The sequence below is a fragment of the Acinetobacter sp. CAU_H_S170_2 genome (genome assembly GCF_058890445.1).
The window spans coordinates 2,620,817-2,642,217 of sequence record NZ_JBZYAE010000001.1; the positions used below are offsets into that span (position 1 = coordinate 2,620,817).

The window sequence follows — 21,401 nt, forward strand, 5'->3', positions numbered from 1 at the left end:
AATCAAACACTTAGAAACGCTTGTATTGGCGTGAACAATAGGCCCGTATCACATCAGGTAAACGCAGCTGCAGATGCTTGGTTTTTCGGCCTGTCACACGTGCACGCCACATTTTAAAGCTACTGGGTTTCATATTTTGCCGCATCAAGCGGATCACTGCCGCTTCGTTCAAACCAAACTCACATTGAATGGCTTCAAATGGGGTTCGATCCTCCCAGGCCATTTCGATAATTCTGGATAAGTCTTCTTCAGAAAATTGATTCATGCCATTCTCATTTTAATTACTATGAAGCTTCAATAAGTTCTATCAACTCATTTACATAACTTGAGTCAACTTTAATTCAACTAAAAGCATAATAATACGATCATGAATTTTTTGTGATTTTCTCTAGTTTACGGACTAAACACAAATAATAGGGCTAGTTAGACTTGGACTGCTCCCAGTATCCTAGACATTGAAGTAGCCTCATTTTGAAGCTGCCTCGAATGCTTCTGGACTCATCCCATCAAGATGCGAATGGCGCCTGATTCGATTATAAAACATCTCGATGTAATCAAACACATCCGCACGCGCCATTTCGCGTGCTTTATAAATTCTCTTTTTAATTCTTTCCTTCTTTAAGCTACTAAAAAAGGATTCTGCAACGGCATTATGTTCCTTTGGCCACAATTTCTTTTACTTTTGATGAAACCTGAAAGCGAGTAATTTCATCTAAAGGTAGCTCTAAAAAATCTTCAGTGATGTAGCCCAAACGGTATTTAACCGTGCTGATATATTTTTCACTAGACCACTGCGGACTCATTAATTCAAACCATTCATCACACACTTGTTTTAAATGATGTGAGACCTTTGATTTACCAGAAACTTCAGCTTTAAATTCCCGTGCAACTTTTCTTATTTCTTTACAGCCTACTTCGGGATATTCACCCAGTTGTTTCCTGGTCTGCTTTCCTTCAATTCGATATGAAAGTACCCATTTCTTTTTCCCAGTAGGAAAAACCTCAATAGAAAGCCCTTCCCCATCGGCTATTGAATATCGCTTTTCTTTTGGTTTAAGACTTTTAACTTGGATGTCTGTAAGCATTCTTGTTGTTACACGCGTGTCACTATTGTGTCACAAGTATATTTGATAGAAAGCAATTATCAATGACTTACAATAACGGACGCTGATAAACAACAGGCAGAAAAAAAGCCCTGATTTATTGCTAAACCAAGGCTTTTATTCACTTTTTTGATTAAACCTGATCATTAGCGATCATCTTTAATCGGTGGCGTCAATTAAACTAAACACATAAGCAGTTGATATAATTTAAAATAAATCTTATTCAACCAAACACCATACAAAATACCATACAAAAGCATTTTATTTAAATCGCAACTAACTCAGCTATTTTTTCCGCAACTATCTCCAACGTATCTTCAGATGTATCAAGACCACTTCTTGAAGCTAACATTGGACTGACATCTCTAAGTGCCTCGTACGTTGTATTATGTACAATTGGAATCAAACGGTTACCAGCTAGAAGAGTTGAAAGCTCTTTATCTGCTACACCTTCTTTAGGTAAGCGCGACAACAAAGCTGGTGTTACCAAAACGAGTCCAACTTTAGAATTAGCCAAACCTTTATCAATTGCTCTCATCATTGGAACACCCAAACCAAGGTCTTTTTCACTAAACCAAACTTTTACACCAGCAGCCTCTAGAAAATCGTGTAGTTGTTTAGCAGATTCCTTACGATCATCCCATGCATGGCATAAAAACACATCACGAAGGTCAGGCTGCTCAGAAGCTTTTTTCTCGATTACCTCTCTGACAGGTGTTAGGGATGTTACTTCATTTGTCGTATATACAAGAGAGGAGCCTGTTTTAGCCCAGCGAGGTTTTGAAACACTTTTTGAACTCCCACTGCCCCCAGCTCTACTAGAATCACTATAGGTGCTACTAGACCCATTATAAGAACTACCAGAACTATATGATGATGAGTAAGAATAACTACGAGAACGAGAACCATATCTGTTACGACATGCTGGGCAAGCCGCAGCAGCTGCAGCAGAACTATGGCCTCGAACAGGAGCTGTACATCTAGACATTTATTTTCCTTTTTTATGATTTATTCACATTTAGGTTTTAATTAAGCGATTAGCCTATTTTACAACATACTACTAACAAACTAAAAAATAAAAATAATTTTATGAATAACTTAACAAGCTGATATAGCTTCTTCGATTAAAATATCATTACCACAAAGAACAGCGAATTTAAATTATTAGCTTCTTTCAAAGACAAGGCTCGTCCCTAAGGGATCGAGCCTAATGCATTTGTTAACGCTCTTTGTTGAGCAGATGATTACGCCTGTACTGGCGGTTCAATTTTTTCATGCCGACTTAGGCCATATTCCATATCATATTTCTACTGCTAGGCAATAGTTTTATGCTTGTCTAATCTGGAAGAACAAGCCACGATTTTTTCATGCTGGTGTAGCATTATCCTGATTTAAGTCTCAGGCAAACCCGTATAAGTATATTTTCATCAGTGACCAAACTTCAGAATACTTACACTGTACCAATCTCGGCCTAGTCAGAGAGACCAATCCCCGACTGAGAAACACGACCAGTGTTCCATTAACCTTTCTTTTCTACATATTGTCCAACATGCTCACGCATGTGCCGACTCAAGTTTTCGCAATGAGCATCCCGACTGAAAAAAATCGAAATGTTTTAGGATTCGCTTTAAGCTAGCTATCTCATTTAATACAAATCTTACTATTAAGATTTGTATCACAATTTCCGCAAGTAAATACTTGCTTTATATGCGCTACTCACCATCGCTCCCACACTGAAAAAAATACAACAGACTTTTAACCAATTTAAGCCTTTTTATTCAGTGCTTCCCAAGTTATTTCAAAAGTGTCTTAATGTGCAGACCGTTTATCCTCTCGCCTGTATACATGCTTCCTGTTTCCCCCGACCGTAGTTCCTTAAAAAATATCGGGATATGATGTATACACAACTTTGTAAAGGGTAAAACTCTTACACTCCAATCAGCATCTATCGATTAATGCCGTTACACGTTTAAGCTATCCAGCGACCCATTCAGCTTGCGCAAAATGGTGCCAGCTTTTCCAGCGTTAGCCTCAAAGCCCTAGTACCTTACGGCACTCTCAGCAGCCATCGTGATTGGAAATGAGCATACTTTTCCAAGTAAATAAACTTGTTCGATCAAGCATACACATTCAGCTATTAACGGAGACTATCGCACATCCTATGCTGCTCCTAACTGTATCACTTTGAACAGGGTTTCAATGTTCCACTATTTTCATAATTTCACACCTAACTTGGCTATTACTAACCAAATGACCATTTCACGATAAATCGCTTATAGGCTCCCGTTTCCTTGTCGCCCAACCACTTTTTATTTGCTTGGAACTCTTAAAAAGTGAATGAACGGATAGAAAAAGGATATTGCAATCCTCTAGCCCCCGTTGCAACGTACCGAGCGAGGTTTCCCCAGCAGTCCGCTACATCGGCAGTATGAAGATGGTTAGTCTTATACTCAGGGCAATATGTATCAAAGTTTTTGAATGGTGGTCAGCCATTCAAACAACTTCAAAAAAAGAAAGTTGGAATGGATGGTCAATCCACAATTCGATTGATATGCCGTCATATTACCAGAATAAATTTAATATATCAATATTATTGATATATTATTTAAACAAGTATAAGATTTGCTGATTAAGTTTCTTAATGCGCACTAGGAACTACTTTATTGTCACCTTACAACGTGAGGTGACAGTGCTAGCGCAATTTGATCAATGCTGATTGCTGACGCGTTCAGCAAAATGGGAAATGTAGAGAAAATTATTGTTGATGAACAATTCAAAAATGAATGAAAAAATTTGGATTTAGGTGGATTGTTGATTGACATTAAAAGTGCATAGTTGGATGACGTAGAATGATTGATTACAGCCCCCACACAAAATACACCGCACAAAAAATTCAAGATAAGGTCACAAGAGGATCATATTTTTACTGCAAATTTATAGTGCAAACTGAGTTAGGTAAAATTGATATTGAAAAGATTATTCATAAATTAACCGAACGATATTCATTAAATTTAACCAGTCGGCAAAGAACATATCGACTAAAACAAGGATTACCTGTTGCTGATCTCATTGTTCAAGACATTCTTTATAAAGATGCATGGTTATTTGTCTTGTTGATCAAAACCCCTAATAGCCATCGTCACAGCAAAGAAACCATAGGCAAAGTGACTTCAACAACCATATCAGCATATACATCAAAAGATAAAATTGCTGAACTTGAACCTGTCATCTGGGACAAAATTACAGTCGGGCAAGAATTAACTTTTATCCGTCAATACTATAAAGACAATGAACAATTTAATTTCATATTGAATAAACCTTATCTATGCTTAGATTTTGGGAAATGTGAGGCTGAATTAGTACGGTTAAGCCATAAAAAGTATGCTGAACATCAGACTAAGTTTTACCGTAAAAATAATAAGAATTTCTCATGGACGTGGAGATTTAAGAAATCTGAAATAGAGAAACAAAAAAAAGAATTAACCCAAATTCTCAATCGAGTGATTTCCCAAAAAGATCAGACTAAGGCGCTCAATGATCTTCTTGCATGGCAGAATTATTTTAAAGTTTATGCAGTATTCAGAGGCAATCGACAGCAGGCGGGACGTTTATATACCTTCGGGAAACTATTCTTTTTCAGTCGGAAAAGACAACGATGGGATCAAGCACAAATGCCTGTGATGGACTTAACAATAATCGCGCGTTATGAAACCTATGCGGATTCTTATACTGAGTATTGTATGCGTAGATATTTTTATGAATCCTTTGAAGCAGAGCTTCCACGTGAAATTTCAAAAACTCAAGATTGGACATTAATTAATGCGTATATTGATGTTGAATATAACCAACTTTAACAAACCGTCTTGTTATTTATTTTACTTATAACTATTTTTTCAAACATCTGTAATTTTGATATAAGCCTTAATTTAAATTATGATAGTTGAGCCTGTTAATCTTTTAAAATCCAAATAAAACCTTATATATCAATATTATTGATATACATTTAGTGCGACAAATTTTGTCTTTCTATTTCCAATTTTGCTGAAAAAACTTTAATTTTCGGTACACTAGTCATGTTTTATTCATTTCATCGGACATGCATAACAATGACCCAAGTACAACTGCAACAATTACAAAAACAACTTTGGAATATTGCCAATACTTTGCGCGGCACCATGGGCGCCGATGAATTCCGTGATTACATTCTGGGTTTTATTTTCTTTAAATATTTATCAGAAAAATCGGTGAACTTTGCCAATGAATTGCTCGATGGTGAGGAGGTCAGCTTTTTAGAATTAGATGAAAATAATGCTGAGCATGTGCCATACATCGAAGAAATTAAAAAGAATGCCATTGCCGAAGTCGGTTATGCGCTCACACCCAAACAGCTATTCCATACCTTAGCCGAGCGTGGTCGTCAGGGCGAATTCATTCTGGATGATTTAACTGCGACCTTAAAATCGATTGAACAAAGCACGTTAGGTACTGACTCTGCCGATGACTTTGCCAACCTGTTTGAAGATTTGGATCTAAACTCGACCAAGCTCGGCAATAATGCCAGTGACCGTAATGCACTGGTGGCGAAAGTCCTGAGTCATTTAGATGATATTGATTTTGATATTAGTAATACCGAAGCCGATGTACTGGGCGATGCCTACGAATACCTGATTGGTGAGTTTGCCTCAGGTGCGGGCAAAAAAGCAGGAGAATTCTATACCCCGCAAACGGTATCGACTCTACTGGCAAAGATTGTCACCCAAGGCAAAGCGCGTTTACGTTCAGTCTATGACCCGACCTGCGGTTCAGGTTCGTTATTGCTGCGGGTAAAACGTGAAGTGAAAGATGTCGATATGATTTACGGTCAGGAGATGAATCGTACTACTTACAACTTGGCGCGAATGAACATGATTCTGCATGATGTGCATTTTGCCAAGTTTGATATTAAGCAGGAAAATACTTTAACTCGTCCGCAGCATTTAGATAAAAAGTTTGATGCGGTGGTGGCGAATCCGCCATTCTCTGCAAAATGGTCTGCCGATCCGTTATTTTTACAAGATGAACGCTTTGCTGCGTATGGCAAACTGGCGCCAAGTTCTAAAGCCGATATGGCGTTTGTACAGCACATGCTGTATCAACTGGATGACAACGGCACCATGGCGGTGGTGTTACCGCATGGCGTCTTGTTCCGTGGTTCGAGCGAGGGTGTAATTCGTCAGTATTTGATTGAACAGATGAACGTGGTGGATGCAATTATTGGTTTACCCGCCAATATTTTCTATGGCACTTCAATTCCGACCTGTATTTTGGTGTTGAAGAAAAGCCGTGAGCAGAGCGGCAATATTCTGTTTATTGATGCCAGCAATGATTTTGAAAAGCAGAAGAACCAAAACAAGTTATTGCCTGAGCATTTGGATAAGATTGTTGCGGCATTTGAAAAGCGTGAAAATATTGAAAAATACGCTCATGTAGCAACTTTACAGGAAGTCAAAGATAACGATTACAACCTCAATATTCCGCGTTATGTGGATACTTTTGAAGCGGAAGCCGAAATTGATTTAGATGCGATTGCAAAACAGCTTCAAGCTTTGGAACACGACAGCCAAAAGACCGATGCCATCATTGCAGATTTCTGCAAAGAGCTAGGCATTGTTTCACCTTTTGCGGAGGTGAAGTAATGGCTGTACCTAAGTTAAGATTTAAAGAGTTTGATGGGGATTGGTTTCAATCTAAAATTGGAGAAATTTTTCAAGTTACTTCTGGCTCTACACCATTGCGCAGTGATAACCGTTTTTTTGAAAATGCTGATATCGCTTGGGTTAAAACAACTGATTTAAATAACGGTTTAATCGAAAAAACAGAAGAGAAAATTTCTCAAATAGCTTTGAAAGAAACATCTGTAAAAATATTACCTAAGGGGACTGTTTTTGTAGCCATGTATGGTGGTTTTAATCAAATCGGTCGGACTGGGCTTTTAGTACATGAGGCTGCCTGTAATCAAGCATTATCAGCGATTTATCCTAACGAAAAAATTGATTCGTATTTTCTTCTAACCTTTCTAAACCATAAGGTTGATGATTGGAAAAACTTTGCAGCTAGTAGCCGTAAAGATCCAAATATTACGAAAAGTGATGTACTAGCTTTTCCACTTAAATATCCAGTAAAAGAAGAACAAACCAAAATCGCTTCTTTTCTTTCCGCAGTCGATGAAAAGATCAGCCAACTCACGCAAAAACATCAGCTACTCAGCCAATATAAACAAGGCATGATGCAAAAGCTGTTTAGCCAGCAGATTCGTTTTAAAGCGGATGATGGTAGTGAGTTTGGGGAGTGGGAGGAGAAAACTCTGGGCAGCCTTGGGGTTTTTAAATCTGGGCAGGGTTTTCCAGAAAAATACCAAGGTGGAAAAACAGGCGTTCCTTTTTTCAAAGTTTCAGATATGAATACTTATGGTAATGAAAAAAGAATGGTTGTGGCCAATAATTATGTTGATGCTGATTCAATACTAGAGATGAAAGTGAAGGTAATACTTGATGAGTCTATTATTTTTGCTAAGGTTGGGGCTGCTGTCTTTTTAGAACGTAAACGTTTGGCGACTAATTTTTTAATAGATAACAACATGATGGCTTTTACACCTGATCCAAAATTGAATATAAATTTTATTAAGCAATTTTTAGATACTATTAAGTTTTCTAATTTTGTTCAGGTGGGAGCTCTCCCTTCTTATAATGCTGGTGATCTAGCTATCATTCCAATTCATATTCCATGTGTTGTTGAACAAACTAAAATTGCTAACTTTTTATCTGCAATTGATCAAAAAATTGATATGGTCGCACAGCAAATTGAACAAACCAAACAATGGAAAAAAGGCTTGTTGCAGCAGATGTTTATATAGGTTTTGTTATGAAAAAATCCAGAGAACTTATAGCACTACATTCATCTAAACATAAATGGTTGCAAGATTTAGAAAGATTATTAAATCAAATTGATCAACAAACTAATCAGTGTGGAGATACACTGATTGAATGTAGTAAATCATTTATAGAAGCGATAGCTAAAAATATTATTTTAAAACTTAGACCGTATGAAAACGCCAAGGATATTAATTTATTGGATTTAGGGCGCTTGTTTAAAAAAGCTAAGGAGTGCATTTACGAACATTCAGCAATTGAAAATGTAATGCCAAAAAGCGACATAGAAAATTATTTTTCAGCACTTAATCAATGGATACGTTTTCTGGGGGAGATGAGAAATAATGTTGGTGAGATATCTCACGGCAAAATTCTTCCAAAGAGTTATTCAGTTGGAGTGGAATTAGCTCAGATTATTGCACAAACAACAGATCGATTATCATATATATTGCTTCTTCTTCTACTTAAAATTGATCTCTCTTACACACAAAGTTACCGTTACGAGGACTATCTTGAATTTAATGATTTTCTTGATGAGCAATTTGAATTACCTAGTGGTTTAAGTTATAGCAAGGCATTGTTTGAGCAAGATTATGATGCGTACTCAGAAGAGTTAGATAATTATCTTGATGCGCAAGGTATCGAAGTTGCTTAAGTTCTTGATTATAGATAATAAAGATTGAAGTGTATAATTTAAAAGATTAGAGGGTGAAATGACAGCACAAAGCGAATACCAACTTGAAAATGAACTGATTGGCCAGCTCAAACAACTGGGTTATGCCTCAGTCACGCTCAAGGATGAAAGCCAACTACTGTCTAACCTCAAAACCCAAGTCGAACGCGCCAATGGACTTGCGCCCCTGTCAGAAACGGAATGGAAACAGGTCATCAGTTTTTTAAATACGGGCACAGTATTTGAACGGGCCAAGAATCTGCGTGATCTTTTCCCGGTCAAATTTGATGATGGTACAAGCAAACACATCTTTTTCCTGTCTGATGACCCAAGCAAAAACATCTATCAGGTGACCAATCAAATTACGATTGACCACCGCGACTATAACGGCCGTACCAGCCGTTTTGATGTGACTTTACTGGTCAATGGTCTGCCTTTGGTACAGATCGAGCTGAAAAAACGCGGCATGGAAATTGCCGAAGCCTTTAATCAAACCCAACGCTATATTCGTGAAGCCTATTGGGCAGGGCAAGGGCTGTTTGGTTTTATTCAGCTTTTTGTGATTAGTAATGGTGCCAATACCCGTTATTACTCCAACGGCACCACAGGCATCGAGTTTGCCTTTCCCTGGGCCGATGTCCATAACAAACACATCAATGAAATTGTCGACTTTGCCGAAGATTTTTTCAATCATCAGCATCTGACCCAAATGCTGACCCAGTACATGGTGCTGCTAGAAACCACCAAAAGCCTGATGGTGCTGCGTCCCTATCAGATTTATGCGGTACAGAAAATTGTGGAGCATGTGCAAAACTCCGATCAGAACGGCTATATCTGGCATACTACAGGTTCAGGCAAAACCCTGACCTCATTTAAAGCCAGTCAGATCATCATGCAAATGCCTGATGTGGAAAAAGTCATGTTTGTGGTGGATCGTAACGACCTCGATACGCAAACCTCACGCGAATTTAATGCTTTTAAAGCCGACAGCGTGGACAGCACCGATAACACATCGACCTTGGTGAAACAGCTGGATCAACGTCATGACAAACTGATTGTGACCACCATCCAAAAACTCAATCGAGCCATCAGCACCGACCGTTATTTAGAATCGATTGATTATCTTAAAAATAAAAAAGTGGTTTTTATCTTTGATGAATGTCATCGCAGTCAATTTGGTGAGACTCATCAGAACATCAAAAAATTCTTCAGCAATGCCCAAATGTTTGGTTTTACTGGTACGCCTATTTTTGAAAAGAACAGCCAAAGCAAAGCAGGTTTAAAACTCACCACAGATTACCTGTTTAATGCGTGTTTGCATAAATACGTGATTGTCGATGCGATCCGCGACCGTAACGTATTGCAGTTCCAAATTGATTATCGTGGCAAATACACCGCCAAAGGCATGGCGACGAATGACAGTTATGAGGAAGATGTAGAAGGCATTGATACCAAAGAACTGTATGACAATCCGCAACGCTTAGAAATGATTGCCCGCTACATTGTCAATATTCACGATACCAAAACCCGTAATCGTGAATTTACCGCGATGTTCTGTGTCAGTTCGGTCGAAACACTGACCCAATATTACGACATCTTTGAAAAAGTGCAGGCTGATAAGCAAATTGAAGATGAAGCACAAGGTCGGATATTTAAACCGTTGACCATTGCCACCATCTTTTCCTATGCTGCAAATGAGGCTGTACCGACTGATGACTTAACTGGCTTGATTCACGAAGAAGCCGCAGATATTCCAAGTCAGGTCAATTCATCCAGTCGGGATAAGCTGGATCGCTACATTGCGAATTACAATCGACAGTTTAAAACCAACTACAATTCTGGTGATCAATTTTATGCGTACTACCGCGACATTGCACAGCGCGTAAAAAACAGACAGATAGATATTCTAATCGTGGTCAATATGTTCCTCACGGGCTTTGACTCTAAGCCGCTAAATACCTTGTATGTCGATAAAAACCTAAAATATCATGGCTTGATTCAAGCATTCTCACGCACCAACCGTGTCTATAACGATAAAAAACCATTTGGCAATATCATCTGTTTCCGCAACCTGAAACGCGCCACAGATGAAGCACTGGCGCTATTTTCCAATAAAGAAACGACCAAGATTGTACTTGTTCCCAGCTATGCGGAAATCGAACAGGATTACCAAGCAGCGGTGAGCAAATTGTTTGCCTTAACGCCCAATTACCAATCAGTCGATGATCTTGTCACTGAAGAACAGCAACTCGAATTTATTAAAGCTTTCCGTGAAGTGATGCGCTATAACGCGCAATTACAAACTTTTATTGAATACGATCAAGACCAAACACAACTTGATAAGCAGCACTTTGCAAACTTCGCCTCTAAGTATGCTGACCTATGTCGTGCCGTTAGAAAAACCACCAAGAGAGACAAAGTATCGGTACTGGATGATGTCGATTTTCAACTGGATTTACTGCATAGTGATCGCATTAATGTTGGTTATATCATCAACCTGCTACAGCTTGTTGTTGATACAGACTCAGAGGACAAGCGTAAGAAGTACCAAGCGCAAATTTACGATTTAATCAGTAGCGATATTAGCTTGCACGATAAGCAAGACCTCATTCAAAAATTCATTGAAGAAAACATGCCGAAGATGATCAATGGGCAGAGCGTCCAAACGGCTTTTTCTGAATTCTGGGATGCTGAAAAAGAACAGGCCTATCAGCATCTTTGTAAAGAAGAAAACCTGAAACCAGAAGCCATGAAGCAGGTTCTGGAGCATTATGAGTTCACCAAACGCCTACCACGTAAAGAAGAGTTGAAGGACTTACCAAACTATAAGGTTAAGCTGTTTGAGCGGGAGAACGTGTTTAGCAATTTGCTGGTCAAGACACGCCAGTTGATTGAGAAGTTTTATACTGGTTTTAATTAAATAATACACTTCAAAATGTGACTTTATTTCCAGAGAGTAAGCAGTGAAATTAGACTATATAGCAGGAACCGTGATCACTCATGATTAAAAATATGGATTCTTTCAAGCTGTCCTATGTGTATTTCTTTCCAGTGGTCTTTTTCCCATTTTTGAATATCTATCAATTTAGAAATGATCCAGATATTAAATCTTGGTTATTTAGAAATTTACTTGTCAGTTTTATAGTTATTTTGATCCCACTTTTTCTTACTTTAAGCATGATGATTACCAAGGTTTTATACAAAGATCAGGATAAAAATACAGAATATCGCTCAATAGGTTTGGGTTTGCTATGTTGTACATTTCTGACAGGAAGCAACTATTACCAATTTCAAAAATTTACAGTAGGAACAGACCTATCCATTGACTATTACCGAATGGTCATGATGATAAGTTTTCTAATCGCTTGTTTTATATCAAGTCTGTATTTCACATTGAAATATAAAAGATATTCACAAAAATACTCGGTTGATTTTAATGTAAAAACAATGAGATTTATGACGAGTACTGCCATCCCCTTCTTTATATCAGTAACTACTTTTTTTGTTGTTTAAATCATCAAAGTGTTAAACATGTTGGTAAGCAAGATGAATTTACAGCTGAGTAGTTTTCATACTTAACAATAAGGGTTTCTCTAATTTATAAGTTAAAGGGCGATATTATGAAAAATGGTGAACTGGAAAAGTTATTGACACCACCTGAAATAATTAGTGATCAACATAAAGATAATATTATAAAGTTAAATGAATATAACAATAAGTTAAAAATTTATCTAGTTGAAAACTATTTTAAAAAACCTGATATTTTATTGATTTATTTAAAGAAAATTGGGGCTGAAAAAATAATTAGCATTAGTGAGAATATTGAACTATTGCACAGAATATTCAGTAATATAGTTTTTTTTGATTATTTTAAGGAGAGTGAGCTTTGTGTGGCTGATCTAATTAAGATATTAACTATTTGTAATAATTCATCTGAATACTTTATTAATAGAATTAAGAATGAAGAAGAAATTATTAATAAAAAAATAAAAAAGCTAGAAGTCATTTTTAAAAGTTTTATAGATAATGCAGAAGAACTTTATGATTTTGAGTTTTGGTTTAATGATAGAGCAATAAAAAATTTAGGAGAGATATTAAATATTATTGCACCTAATGATTTTGATAAAGAAGAGGAATTACTCAACTTGGAAATAGGCGACAAAATAAAATCCCTTGTAGTTTTTGAGAAAATTTTTGAAAATTACTATCAAGATGTAAAAAATATGTATGAAAGTAAAAGAGAATTAAATCCAAAAGAAAAAAACATAAATATTAATTATTTTGTTAGGGAGTTAAGGAATATTTTTGAATCTGGAAATAAAATAGAAATTCCCAATGAAATTATTTGCGAGCTGGTTTCTCTAATATTCGATAAACAGATGGATGATACTCAATTGAATAATATCCTTAAAAATTCTAATAAAAATATTTCAAATACTAGCTATACATTACAGTTTACAACGAAAGAAAATAATATTGAAGAAAGGGAATATATAAAAACCAAAAATTGCTTATAGTTTTTCTTGCACTATGTCAAGGTTATCTAGGCCTGTTTTTTTTGTGGGTTTAAGAGCATTACTCTTTTTTTGATTATTTATAAAAATGCATGTATCTACTTTTTACATGAGAATTGAAATGCTAAAGACAAAAAAAGAAGTCTGCGAATTATTGAGTCTTACACGTGATGGTCTGACAAAGTTACAACAGAAAGATCCATCATTTCCTCGACCTATAAAATTTTCAAAAGAACGTCAAGCTCATGCATATTTTGATATTAAAGAGCTACAGGAGTGGCTTGAGTTAAAAAAATCTGAAAGAGAGGAATATTAAAATGAGTAATATTCTTTTATCTGAATTATCTAAAGACCAATTGATTGAAAAATTTGAAGAATATCCAATTTATGCCTTTCCAAAAATAATTGCTAATGCGATTCAAAAATCTGCTTTTTATCATCATGTTCCTGTTGCAGTCGCAGCTCAAACATATTTAGCTCAAATGTCATTTATCGCACAAAAATTTATTAATGCGCCAAGCGATAAAAAAGAAAGTGGACAGCCGGCAAGTCTAGCTGTATTGACAGTTTTTGCTTCAGGTGAAGGAAAAGATGTATGTAAAGATGATGCTGCAAAAATTGCAATCGAAGTCGATAATACGAATATGCAAAATTATAATGAAGAAATAATCGCATGGAAAATAGCACATCAAAAAAACAAAGGTGAACGTCCGATTAGTCCTCAATCAATTTTTGTAAGAGCAACCACGCAAGGTGTATTAAAGCATATGAGTATTAGCCCTTCTTCGAGTTTTATTTGGAGCACGGGCGAAGGCGGTTATTTGTTTGGCGGTTATTCTTTGCAAAGTGATACGAAATCAGATGCTTTAAGCACATTAACAGATTTAGTTGATCGAGGATCAGTAACTACAAATTTAGGGGGTGATGATAGTACTCTTGTTATGAATAAACGCTTTTGTTTGGATATAGCGGTTCAAGACGTCGTTGCACGACCATCTCTTGAAAATGAAATGTGTAAAAAACAAGGTTTTTTTGCAAGATTTTTATTTGCTGCACCTGAATCATTGCCTTTTAAGGAAATCACAAAAAATAATCGTAAATTAAAGTCTTATGATGATAATGATATAAATATGTATTGGAGCTTATGTCGGGAACTGCTTGACCCAATAAATTTAGCTATTGATACAGCTAAAAGACAAGTTATTATGAAAAATGACGAAGCTGATGATATTCATATTGAATATGAAAATTATATTAATTTTGAATCTCAAAAAGATGGTTTATATTATTCTATTCAAGCAAATGCAAAACGAACAAAACAATATGTTTTAAGAGTTGCGGCTATTCTTTCTTTTTTTGAATCTAAAAATATAATTGATGCCAAAATCATGAGAAATGCTATTGATATATGTAAGTATTCTCTAAATCAATGGCTAATATATTATAATAAGGGTGAAAAAACAGATAGTGAGATACTATTCTCTTGGATTAAAGAGCAATATAAACGTGGAAATAAAGTAATTTTAAAATCTAGCATTAATCAAAATGTTAGGAAAGTAAAAACTGCTCAATTAAGAGATGCAGCCCTAAAATACTTAATCGAAGCTGATTATATCAATATTGAAGAAATCGGAAAAAAAGAATATATCTCATTGACTAATAAAGCTCTTGAGAACATCTAAATTGCCTAAAACAACTAAAATATATACATGGTAAGGCTTTGACCGTAGATTGTAATATCTAATGAAGTCTAAATTGTCTAATGCTCAATTTGAGCTTAGACAATTTAGATCATATTAGACCATAGAATTCAGAATGTAAAACTAGAGTAGATATAGCGCCAATAAGATTTTAGACAAATAGATCACGTCGCTCTAAGATGCTAAATCATTTTCATCTTTCAACATATCAAGAATAAATAATTTTAATTGAGATACCTTAACTTTGTCAGAAGTCAAAGTATTTAAATTATCGATGACATCAAATTGCTCAGTATCAAAATTAAAATGTTGATTATTTATTAATGCATCCAAATAATCTGCCCAAATTTGCATCATTTTAGTTCTTTGTTTCAAATAAAGAGCTTTATTATAAACGCCTTCAACTCCACCAACAGCATGAGCTAAGGCAGTCTCAACATATTCTTTTCTAAAGCCTTTTTCTCTCAGAGTAGTACTTAAAATATGCCGAAACCCATGCGGAGTCTGGCGTCCTTGATAACCTAATGACTTTAAGGCTTTATTAAATGTATTATTGGAAATGGGTTGTTTCTTGGTACTTCTGCTAGGAAACAAGAATAAAGAATCACTAGTGATTATTTTTAGCTCGTTAAGAAGTGATAAGGCTTGCAGTGGTAAAGGGATAATATGCTCTTTTCTTTTTTTCATTCTATGTGCGGGGATAGACCATAGATTTTCCTGAAAATCAAATTCTTCCCATACAGCTTGCCTCATTTCTGATGGACGGGTACCTAACATAACACTCAATTCTAATCCAATAGCCGTCATTCGATTTGGATATGCTCTTATTTTTTTCAATAATTCTGGCATCTCTTTTTCTGAAACATGTGGCATATTTTGCTTTTCATGTTTGTCCAAAAATTTTGTAATACCAGTGACTGGATTGTAATCTATACGACCTGTAACTTCTGCAAAATCATAAATCTCTCTGCATAATGTACATAGCCTTTTACCCATTTCAACAATAGGTTTTTTTGTTTTAGGGTGTAATTTTTTTTGAATCGCTTGAAATAACTCTAACCATGCCTTTTTTGTTATTTTTCTATAATCCAGTTTTCCCATGATTGGATAAATATGGTTTTTTAATGCGCCTTCATTTCTAACTCTAGTTGCCTCTGTCCATGTTTTAGTTAAACAAAATTCTATAGCTAATTGTTCAAATGTGAATGAGTTGCTTAATAAACCGGCTTGCTTTTTATTTTCTCTATCAATTTTTGGATCTATCCCCTCTGAAATTAATTTTCTCATTTCTTCAGCATTTTTTCTTGCAAGTCTTCCCCCGACTGACGGATATCCTCCCAAACCCAACCATGTCCATTTACCATCGCTTGGTCTTTTATATCTTAATTCCCAGCGTTTGTTTCCTTTACTATGAACAGTGAAATATAGATTATTGCTATCTCTAACACGATACTCTTTTTCTTCAGGTTCTAAACTTGCAAGAGTAGTATCAGATAAAGGATATTTTTTTATATCGACTCTTTTCATAGTTAAAGCCTTGTATGGTGATTTCATTACAACTCAAAATATACACGGCACCATACAAACAATACAAGACTATACATATTCGTGGCTATTTATGTATATGCATAAAAAAAGCCTTAAACACTGATGTTTAAGGCTTTTTTAGTCATATTTAGTTATGTAACTTCATATAAATTTAAGAATTTGGTGGAGGTGGCGGGAGTTGAACCCGCGTCCGCCAGCACTACGCTCGAGAATACTACATGCTTAGATATCGTCTACTGTTTTAACTCTTTGTGACCCGACGAACAGGGTACAAATCGCGATCCTCTTAATTTAGTACAAAACCCCGAGGCTTAGTTTTATACGGACTTGTGTGCGTGCGCTTCAGTCGGACTCTCTAACCACAAGTATTCGGAGAGGCGGACAAGCTGCCCTTAGGCAGCTAGAGCGTATGATTCGTCGTTTGCGACTAAAAAATGCAAATTTGATTTACGAGAGAAAATGCGCTCTCGACATGCATCTATGAGTTTCATCACCAGCGTCGAAGCCAGAAACACCCCCAAAGTAGCGGTAATCATAGCATAGTTGCTAGAAAATACGATCTATTTTCTAAACAAACACACATATTGATGCGCTTAATTACATAATTGCGCTAATATTTTGGTTTTCAAGTCCAACAATAAAATAATTTATGAGCTACTTACTTGCACTCGACCAAGGAACCACTTCGAGTCGTGCCATTATTTTCAATGAACAAGGTCAAGTTCAGGCAACGGCGCAACGCGAAACGCGTATACATACCCCTCAATCAGGCTGGGTAGAACAAGATGCTCAAGAGATTTGGAGCTCACAAATTGCCGTTGTACAGCAGGCTCTGGCCTCTGCTCGTATTTTAGCCAAAGACATCAAAGCCATTGGCCTTACTAACCAAAGAGAAACGACCGTGGTTTGGGATAAACGCACAGGTCAGCCGCTTGCACCAGCCATTATCTGGCAAGACCGTCGTGCATTTGAATGGTGCAATCAGCTCCTACAGCAAAACCTAAAAGATAAGATTCAATCCAAAACTGGACTCCGAATTGACCCTTACTTTAGTGCAGGAAAATTGGTCTGGTTACTCGAGCATGTCAATGGTCTACGCACACTGGCTGAACAGGGGCATGTGGCCTTTGGCACGATTGATAGTTGGCTGATTTGGAATCTTACCCAAGGTGCTCAACATGTCATCGAAGTCAGCAATGCCTCTCGCACCATGCTCATGAACTTAAGTACCCAGCAGTGGGATGAAGAGCTGTTAGATCTATTTAATATTCCGTCTGCATTACTGCCAAAAATCATCAACTCGGACACCTATGTCGCCGATACCGCGGCAGGCTTACTCGGTGCCAATATTCCGATTACAGGCATATTAGGCGACCAACAGTCTGCGCTGTTTGGACAGTCCTGTTTTGACATTGGGACTGCCAAAAATACCTATGGCACAGGTTGTTTTATGCTGTTCAATACAGGCGAGACCGTTCAATACAGTAAGAACAAACTGCTTTCGACGCTGGGTTGGAAAACGCAACATCAAACCACTTATGCCCTAGAAGGCAGTGTATTTATGGCCGGTGCGATTGTTCAGTGGCTACGAGATAATTTAGGCATTATTCAAAAAAGTAGCGATGTTGAAAAATTAGCTTGTACAGTTCAAGATACCGATGGCGTCATGCTAGTTCCGGCATTTACTGGACTCGGTGCACCACATTGGGACAGTGAAGCGCGTGCCCTCTTATGTGGAATGTCGCGTGGAACCAATAAGGCCCATATCGCTCGCGCAGCCTTAGAGTCCATTGCCTTTCAAGTCTCTGATGTACTGACCGCCATGCAAGCCGATATCCAGCAGCCGCTGAAAGAGCTCCGCGTCGATGGTGGTGCCAGCCAAAATGACATGCTGATGCAGTTTCAAGCCGATATTTTAAATGTGCCTGTACTACGCCCTAAGATGCAGGAGTCGACCGCATGGGGCGCAGCGGCCATGGCAGGGTTAAGGTGTGGCGTATTTTCAAGTTTGGATGAAATTGCACAGTCTTGGCAGCTTGAACGTGCTTTTGAACCCAAAATGAGTCCAGATCAACGTGAGTTTCACTTACAACAATGGCAATCTGCCTTGAAACGTGCAAAGTCAGAACTTTGATTATTTAACGCTATTGTTTTGAGATGTCAAAAACATCATAAAATTGCATAATAAAAAACCGCTTCAAGAAAGCGGTTTTTTATTACCTTAATGCGCATGCCCGCCACCGCCTGCCCCTATTTTAGGTTTAGGGCAGAGCCAAATAATAGATGCTGCAAATAGGAACACCAAGGCCAAGATCAGGAAAATATAGTTTGCCGATAAGGTCAACGCTTCTTTATCCACCAGACTAGAAATATAGCCTAATGCACCTTCCGCGCTCATTCCCTGCTGCATCAACACCGACTGGGTTTGATCTGTATGCAAACTGCCGACCATTTCGCTACGTGCAACTTTGGTATGGTCGTCCCAAATAGTGACAGCAATAGAGGCGCCTATCGCCCCTGCCATAGTTCTTAAGAAGTTCATTAAACCTGCGGCTGATGCCATTTCATGCGGCAATACCGATGACAGCGCCATATTTGATAATGGGATAAAGAAAAATGGTACAGCAAAGCCCTGCAAGATTTGCGGCAGTGCCAATGCAAAAAAGTCAGCATCTGTGGTCCAGAACGAGCGCATCAAAGTCACCCCGCCCAAGATGCTCAAACCAAAACTGGCCAGTGCACGTTGGTCATATTTGGTTGCCAATTTCGCCACAATGGGTGACATGGCTAAACTACCAAAACCCATGGTTGCGGTTAAATAACCAGCCCAAGTTGCGGTATAACCCAAATTGATCTGTAACCACTGCGGAATCAGTACAATACTGCCAAAAAATGCGCCAAAGCCAAAGGCTAGTGCCAAGACAGAAATCGTGAAACTACGGTATCTAAAGATTTGGATATTCACCACTGGATGCCGTTCGGTCAGCTCCCAAATGGTAAAAATCACCAAGCCAATCACAGCCGTTAAAGCCAGTACCACGATCGCAGGACTATTAAACCAGTCACGTTCATGCCCCAAATCGAGCATAAGCTGTAATGCCCCAATCCATAAAATCAGAAGGATCAATCCACCGCGATCAATTTTGAGTTTGGCCGTTGCGGTTTCCGCAGGTTTAAGCAGACGCATCGCAGCAAAAGCACACGCTATCCCAACAGGAATATTAATAAAGAAAATCCAGTGCCAAGACATGTTGTCACTAATGGTTCCCCCTAAAATCGGACCAAGAATTGGGCCAACCACTGTCGTCATTGCCCACATGCCCATCGCTTGGGATTGCTTTTCTGGAGGAAAAATCCGCATCAGTAACATCTGACTGAGCGGCATGATCGGGCCACCAAATAAACCTTGGCCAATTCGGCAGAAAACCAACATTTCCAAACTGGTCGATAAACCACAAAATACCGAAAATATGGTGAAGCCAATCAGACTTAAGGTAAAAACTCTCACGCCGCCAAAACGACCTGCGAGCCAGCCTGTTAAGGGAACACAAATCGCTTCAGCCACGGCATAAGAGGTAATCACCCATGTTCCTTGCGAACTCGATACCGCAAGGCTTCCCGTAATATGAGGCACAGAAACATTGGCAATGGTCATGTCCAGCACGACCATAAAGTTGGCCAAAGCGAGGACGAAGGCCGCCAGCATAAGGCGACCACCCTTTAAGTCACCATAGGGAACGTAGCTATTCATGCGCAATTACTTCGATTTCAAATCGATTTGAGCTTCCATCGACAAGCCAACACGTAAAGGATGTTCAGCCAACTCTTTCGGGTCGAGTTGAATACGTACAGGCAAACGTTGTACCACTTTAATCCAGTTGCCTGTGGCATTTTGTGCAGGAATCAGCGCGAAGGCAGAACCTGTTCCACCAGAAAAGCCCAAGACCGTGCCATGGAACTCAACCGAGTCACCATAGAGGTCTGAGGTTAAAACCGCTTTTTGACCTGGGCGCACATTTTCAAGCTGGCTTTCTTTAAAGTTCGCATCGACATATAACTGTGAAATTGGCACCACCACCATGAGCACCGAACCCGGCGCCACACGCTGTCCAACTTGAATTTTTCGGCTCGTCACCACCCCATCAAATGGTGCTTTAATTTCAGTACGTTCTAAATCAAGTAAAGCTTGTTTCAGTTTTGCCTGAGCAACCAAAACATCTGGCGTTGAATTTTCATTGCTACCTTGAATTAAAGCTTCATTTGCAGCCAAGTTACTTTGCGCAGCTTTCTGGCTGGATTTAGCCTGCGCCCAACCCGCTTGCGCCAAGTTATAGCCTGCTTGTGCATTATTTAAAGCAGCTTGTGCCGTGCTTAATTCTTCTTTAGAAATCGCGCCTGTCGCACTCAACTGCTGACGACGGTTCAAGTCATCTTGCGCTTTATCCAACTCTGCTTTGGCTTTAGCCACTTGTGCTTCAGCACTGTGAATGGCGTCATCACTCACAAAGACTTGCGAGTTTAGAGAGCTGCTGTTGGCCGCACTTTGTTTATACTGGCGCTGTGCTTTAAGTAATTCGGCCTGAGCTTGCGCTACAGCAATTTCAGCATCACGATGATCGACCAAAACCAGCACATCACCTTTTTTTACAGTTTGCGTGTCACTGACCAAAACTTTTTCAACTTGGCCTGTCACCATAGAGGTAATCGAGGCCGTTTCCGCGCCCACATAAGCATTATCAGTTGAAACTGAATGGTTAAAGAACAGTTTCCAAATCAAGAATAAAATGGCAGCAATGATCAGGATCACAGCCACGAAACCTAAGCTTTTCTTACGTTTAGCTTTCAGTGCTTGATCATTGATTTGATCGGCTGGATCAGTATCTGGCAGTGTATTTGAGGCATCTGTCATTGATTTTTCCTAAATCTAACAGACTTGGTCAGCCGGCATCATCCCT

Annotated in this window: 14 protein-coding genes, 1 other RNA gene and 2 pseudogenes; 9 read left to right on the top strand and 8 right to left on the bottom strand. The window is 38.2% G+C overall.

Features of this window, described 5'->3' with window-relative positions; translation table 11 throughout:
• Nucleotides 1–10 precede the first annotated feature (10 nt).
• The 4 genes and pseudogenes from AC5EUN_RS12910 to AC5EUN_RS12925 all read right to left on the bottom strand — a co-directional run bounded on the left by AC5EUN_RS12910 (nt 11) and on the right by AC5EUN_RS12925 (nt 2,091).
• Complete coding sequence (locus AC5EUN_RS12910) at nt 11–265, bottom strand: TIGR03643 family protein (protein ID WP_058952279.1); 255 nt, start codon at nt 263–265, stop codon at nt 11–13.
• A 201-nt stretch (nt 266–466) separates the two neighbouring features.
• A pseudogene (locus AC5EUN_RS12915) lies at nt 467–652 on the bottom strand (IS3 family transposase); the annotation flags it as partial.
• Between the two features lies 1 nt (nt 653).
• Nucleotides 654–1,085 (bottom strand): annotated as a pseudogene (locus AC5EUN_RS12920) (Arm DNA-binding domain-containing protein); the annotation flags it as partial.
• A gap of 283 nt (nt 1,086–1,368) precedes the next feature.
• Nucleotides 1,369–2,091, bottom strand: a complete 723-nt coding sequence (locus AC5EUN_RS12925) for a toll/interleukin-1 receptor domain-containing protein (protein ID WP_026444370.1) — start codon at nt 2,089–2,091, stop codon at nt 1,369–1,371.
• Nucleotides 2,092–3,952: 1,861 nt separating this feature from the next.
• Here AC5EUN_RS12925 and AC5EUN_RS12930 point away from each other — a divergent pair.
• From AC5EUN_RS12930 to AC5EUN_RS12965, 8 genes are all read left to right on the top strand, one after another.
• The gene (locus AC5EUN_RS12930; RefSeq protein ID WP_058952281.1) at nt 3,953–4,957 is read left to right on the top strand and encodes a hypothetical protein; all 1,005 of its coding nucleotides are present in this window, start codon (nt 3,953–3,955) and stop codon (nt 4,955–4,957) included.
• Nucleotides 4,958–5,209: 252 nt separating this feature from the next.
• The gene (locus tag AC5EUN_RS12935) at nt 5,210–6,778 is read left to right on the top strand and encodes a type I restriction-modification system subunit M (protein WP_058952282.1); all 1,569 of its coding nucleotides are present in this window, start codon (nt 5,210–5,212) and stop codon (nt 6,776–6,778) included.
• On the top strand, nt 6,778–7,995 hold the full coding sequence (locus AC5EUN_RS12940) for a restriction endonuclease subunit S (protein WP_058952283.1): 1,218 nt from the start codon (nt 6,778–6,780) through the stop codon (nt 7,993–7,995). The genes AC5EUN_RS12935 and AC5EUN_RS12940 overlap by 1 nt, the downstream gene beginning before the upstream one ends.
• 8 nt (nt 7,996–8,003) lie before the next feature.
• Nucleotides 8,004–8,666, top strand: a complete 663-nt coding sequence (locus AC5EUN_RS12945) for an abortive infection protein (RefSeq protein WP_058952539.1) — start codon at nt 8,004–8,006, stop codon at nt 8,664–8,666.
• A 58-nt stretch (nt 8,667–8,724) separates the two neighbouring features.
• Entirely contained in the window at nt 8,725–11,604 is a 2,880-nt protein-coding gene (locus AC5EUN_RS12950) for a type I restriction endonuclease subunit R (RefSeq protein WP_058952284.1), read from the top strand.
• Nucleotides 11,605–12,304: 700 nt separating this feature from the next.
• A complete protein-coding gene (locus AC5EUN_RS12955) occupies nt 12,305–13,201 on the top strand; it encodes a hypothetical protein (protein ID WP_493352372.1) in 897 nt (298 codons plus the stop codon).
• A gap of 118 nt (nt 13,202–13,319) precedes the next feature.
• Nucleotides 13,320–13,514 carry a helix-turn-helix transcriptional regulator gene (locus AC5EUN_RS12960; RefSeq protein WP_002047799.1) on the top strand — a complete coding sequence of 65 codons (195 nt, stop codon included), beginning with the start codon at nt 13,320–13,322 and terminating at the stop codon, nt 13,512–13,514.
• A 1-nt stretch (nt 13,515) separates the two neighbouring features.
• Nucleotides 13,516–14,880 carry a DUF3987 domain-containing protein gene (locus AC5EUN_RS12965; RefSeq protein ID WP_058952287.1) on the top strand — a complete coding sequence of 455 codons (1,365 nt, stop codon included), beginning with the start codon at nt 13,516–13,518 and terminating at the stop codon, nt 14,878–14,880.
• 192 nt (nt 14,881–15,072) lie between these two features.
• On the opposite strand, the gene AC5EUN_RS12970 is transcribed toward AC5EUN_RS12965, so the two are convergent.
• Both AC5EUN_RS12970 and ssrA read right to left on the bottom strand, forming a co-directional pair.
• Nucleotides 15,073–16,425, bottom strand: coding sequence for a tyrosine-type recombinase/integrase (locus AC5EUN_RS12970; protein ID WP_058952288.1), 1,353 nt, complete (start codon nt 16,423–16,425; stop codon nt 15,073–15,075).
• Between the two features lie 181 nt (nt 16,426–16,606).
• Nucleotides 16,607–16,965, bottom strand: a transfer-messenger RNA (tmRNA) gene (gene ssrA, locus AC5EUN_RS12975).
• A gap of 130 nt (nt 16,966–17,095) precedes the next feature.
• Here ssrA and glpK point away from each other — a divergent pair.
• Nucleotides 17,096–18,580 (top strand): glycerol kinase GlpK, encoded by a 1,485-nt coding sequence (gene glpK / locus AC5EUN_RS12980; RefSeq protein WP_058952289.1) that lies wholly within the window; start codon nt 17,096–17,098, stop codon nt 18,578–18,580.
• Nucleotides 18,581–18,667: 87 nt separating this feature from the next.
• On the opposite strand, the gene AC5EUN_RS12985 is transcribed toward glpK, so the two are convergent.
• Together AC5EUN_RS12985 and AC5EUN_RS12990 are read right to left on the bottom strand one after the other, a co-directional pair.
• Nucleotides 18,668–20,197, bottom strand: a complete 1,530-nt coding sequence (locus AC5EUN_RS12985; RefSeq protein ID WP_058952290.1) for a DHA2 family efflux MFS transporter permease subunit — start codon at nt 20,195–20,197, stop codon at nt 18,668–18,670.
• 6 nt (nt 20,198–20,203) lie between these two features.
• Nucleotides 20,204–21,355, bottom strand: a complete 1,152-nt coding sequence (locus AC5EUN_RS12990) for an HlyD family secretion protein (protein ID WP_004984327.1) — start codon at nt 21,353–21,355, stop codon at nt 20,204–20,206.
• Nucleotides 21,356–21,401: the final 46 nt, after the last annotated feature.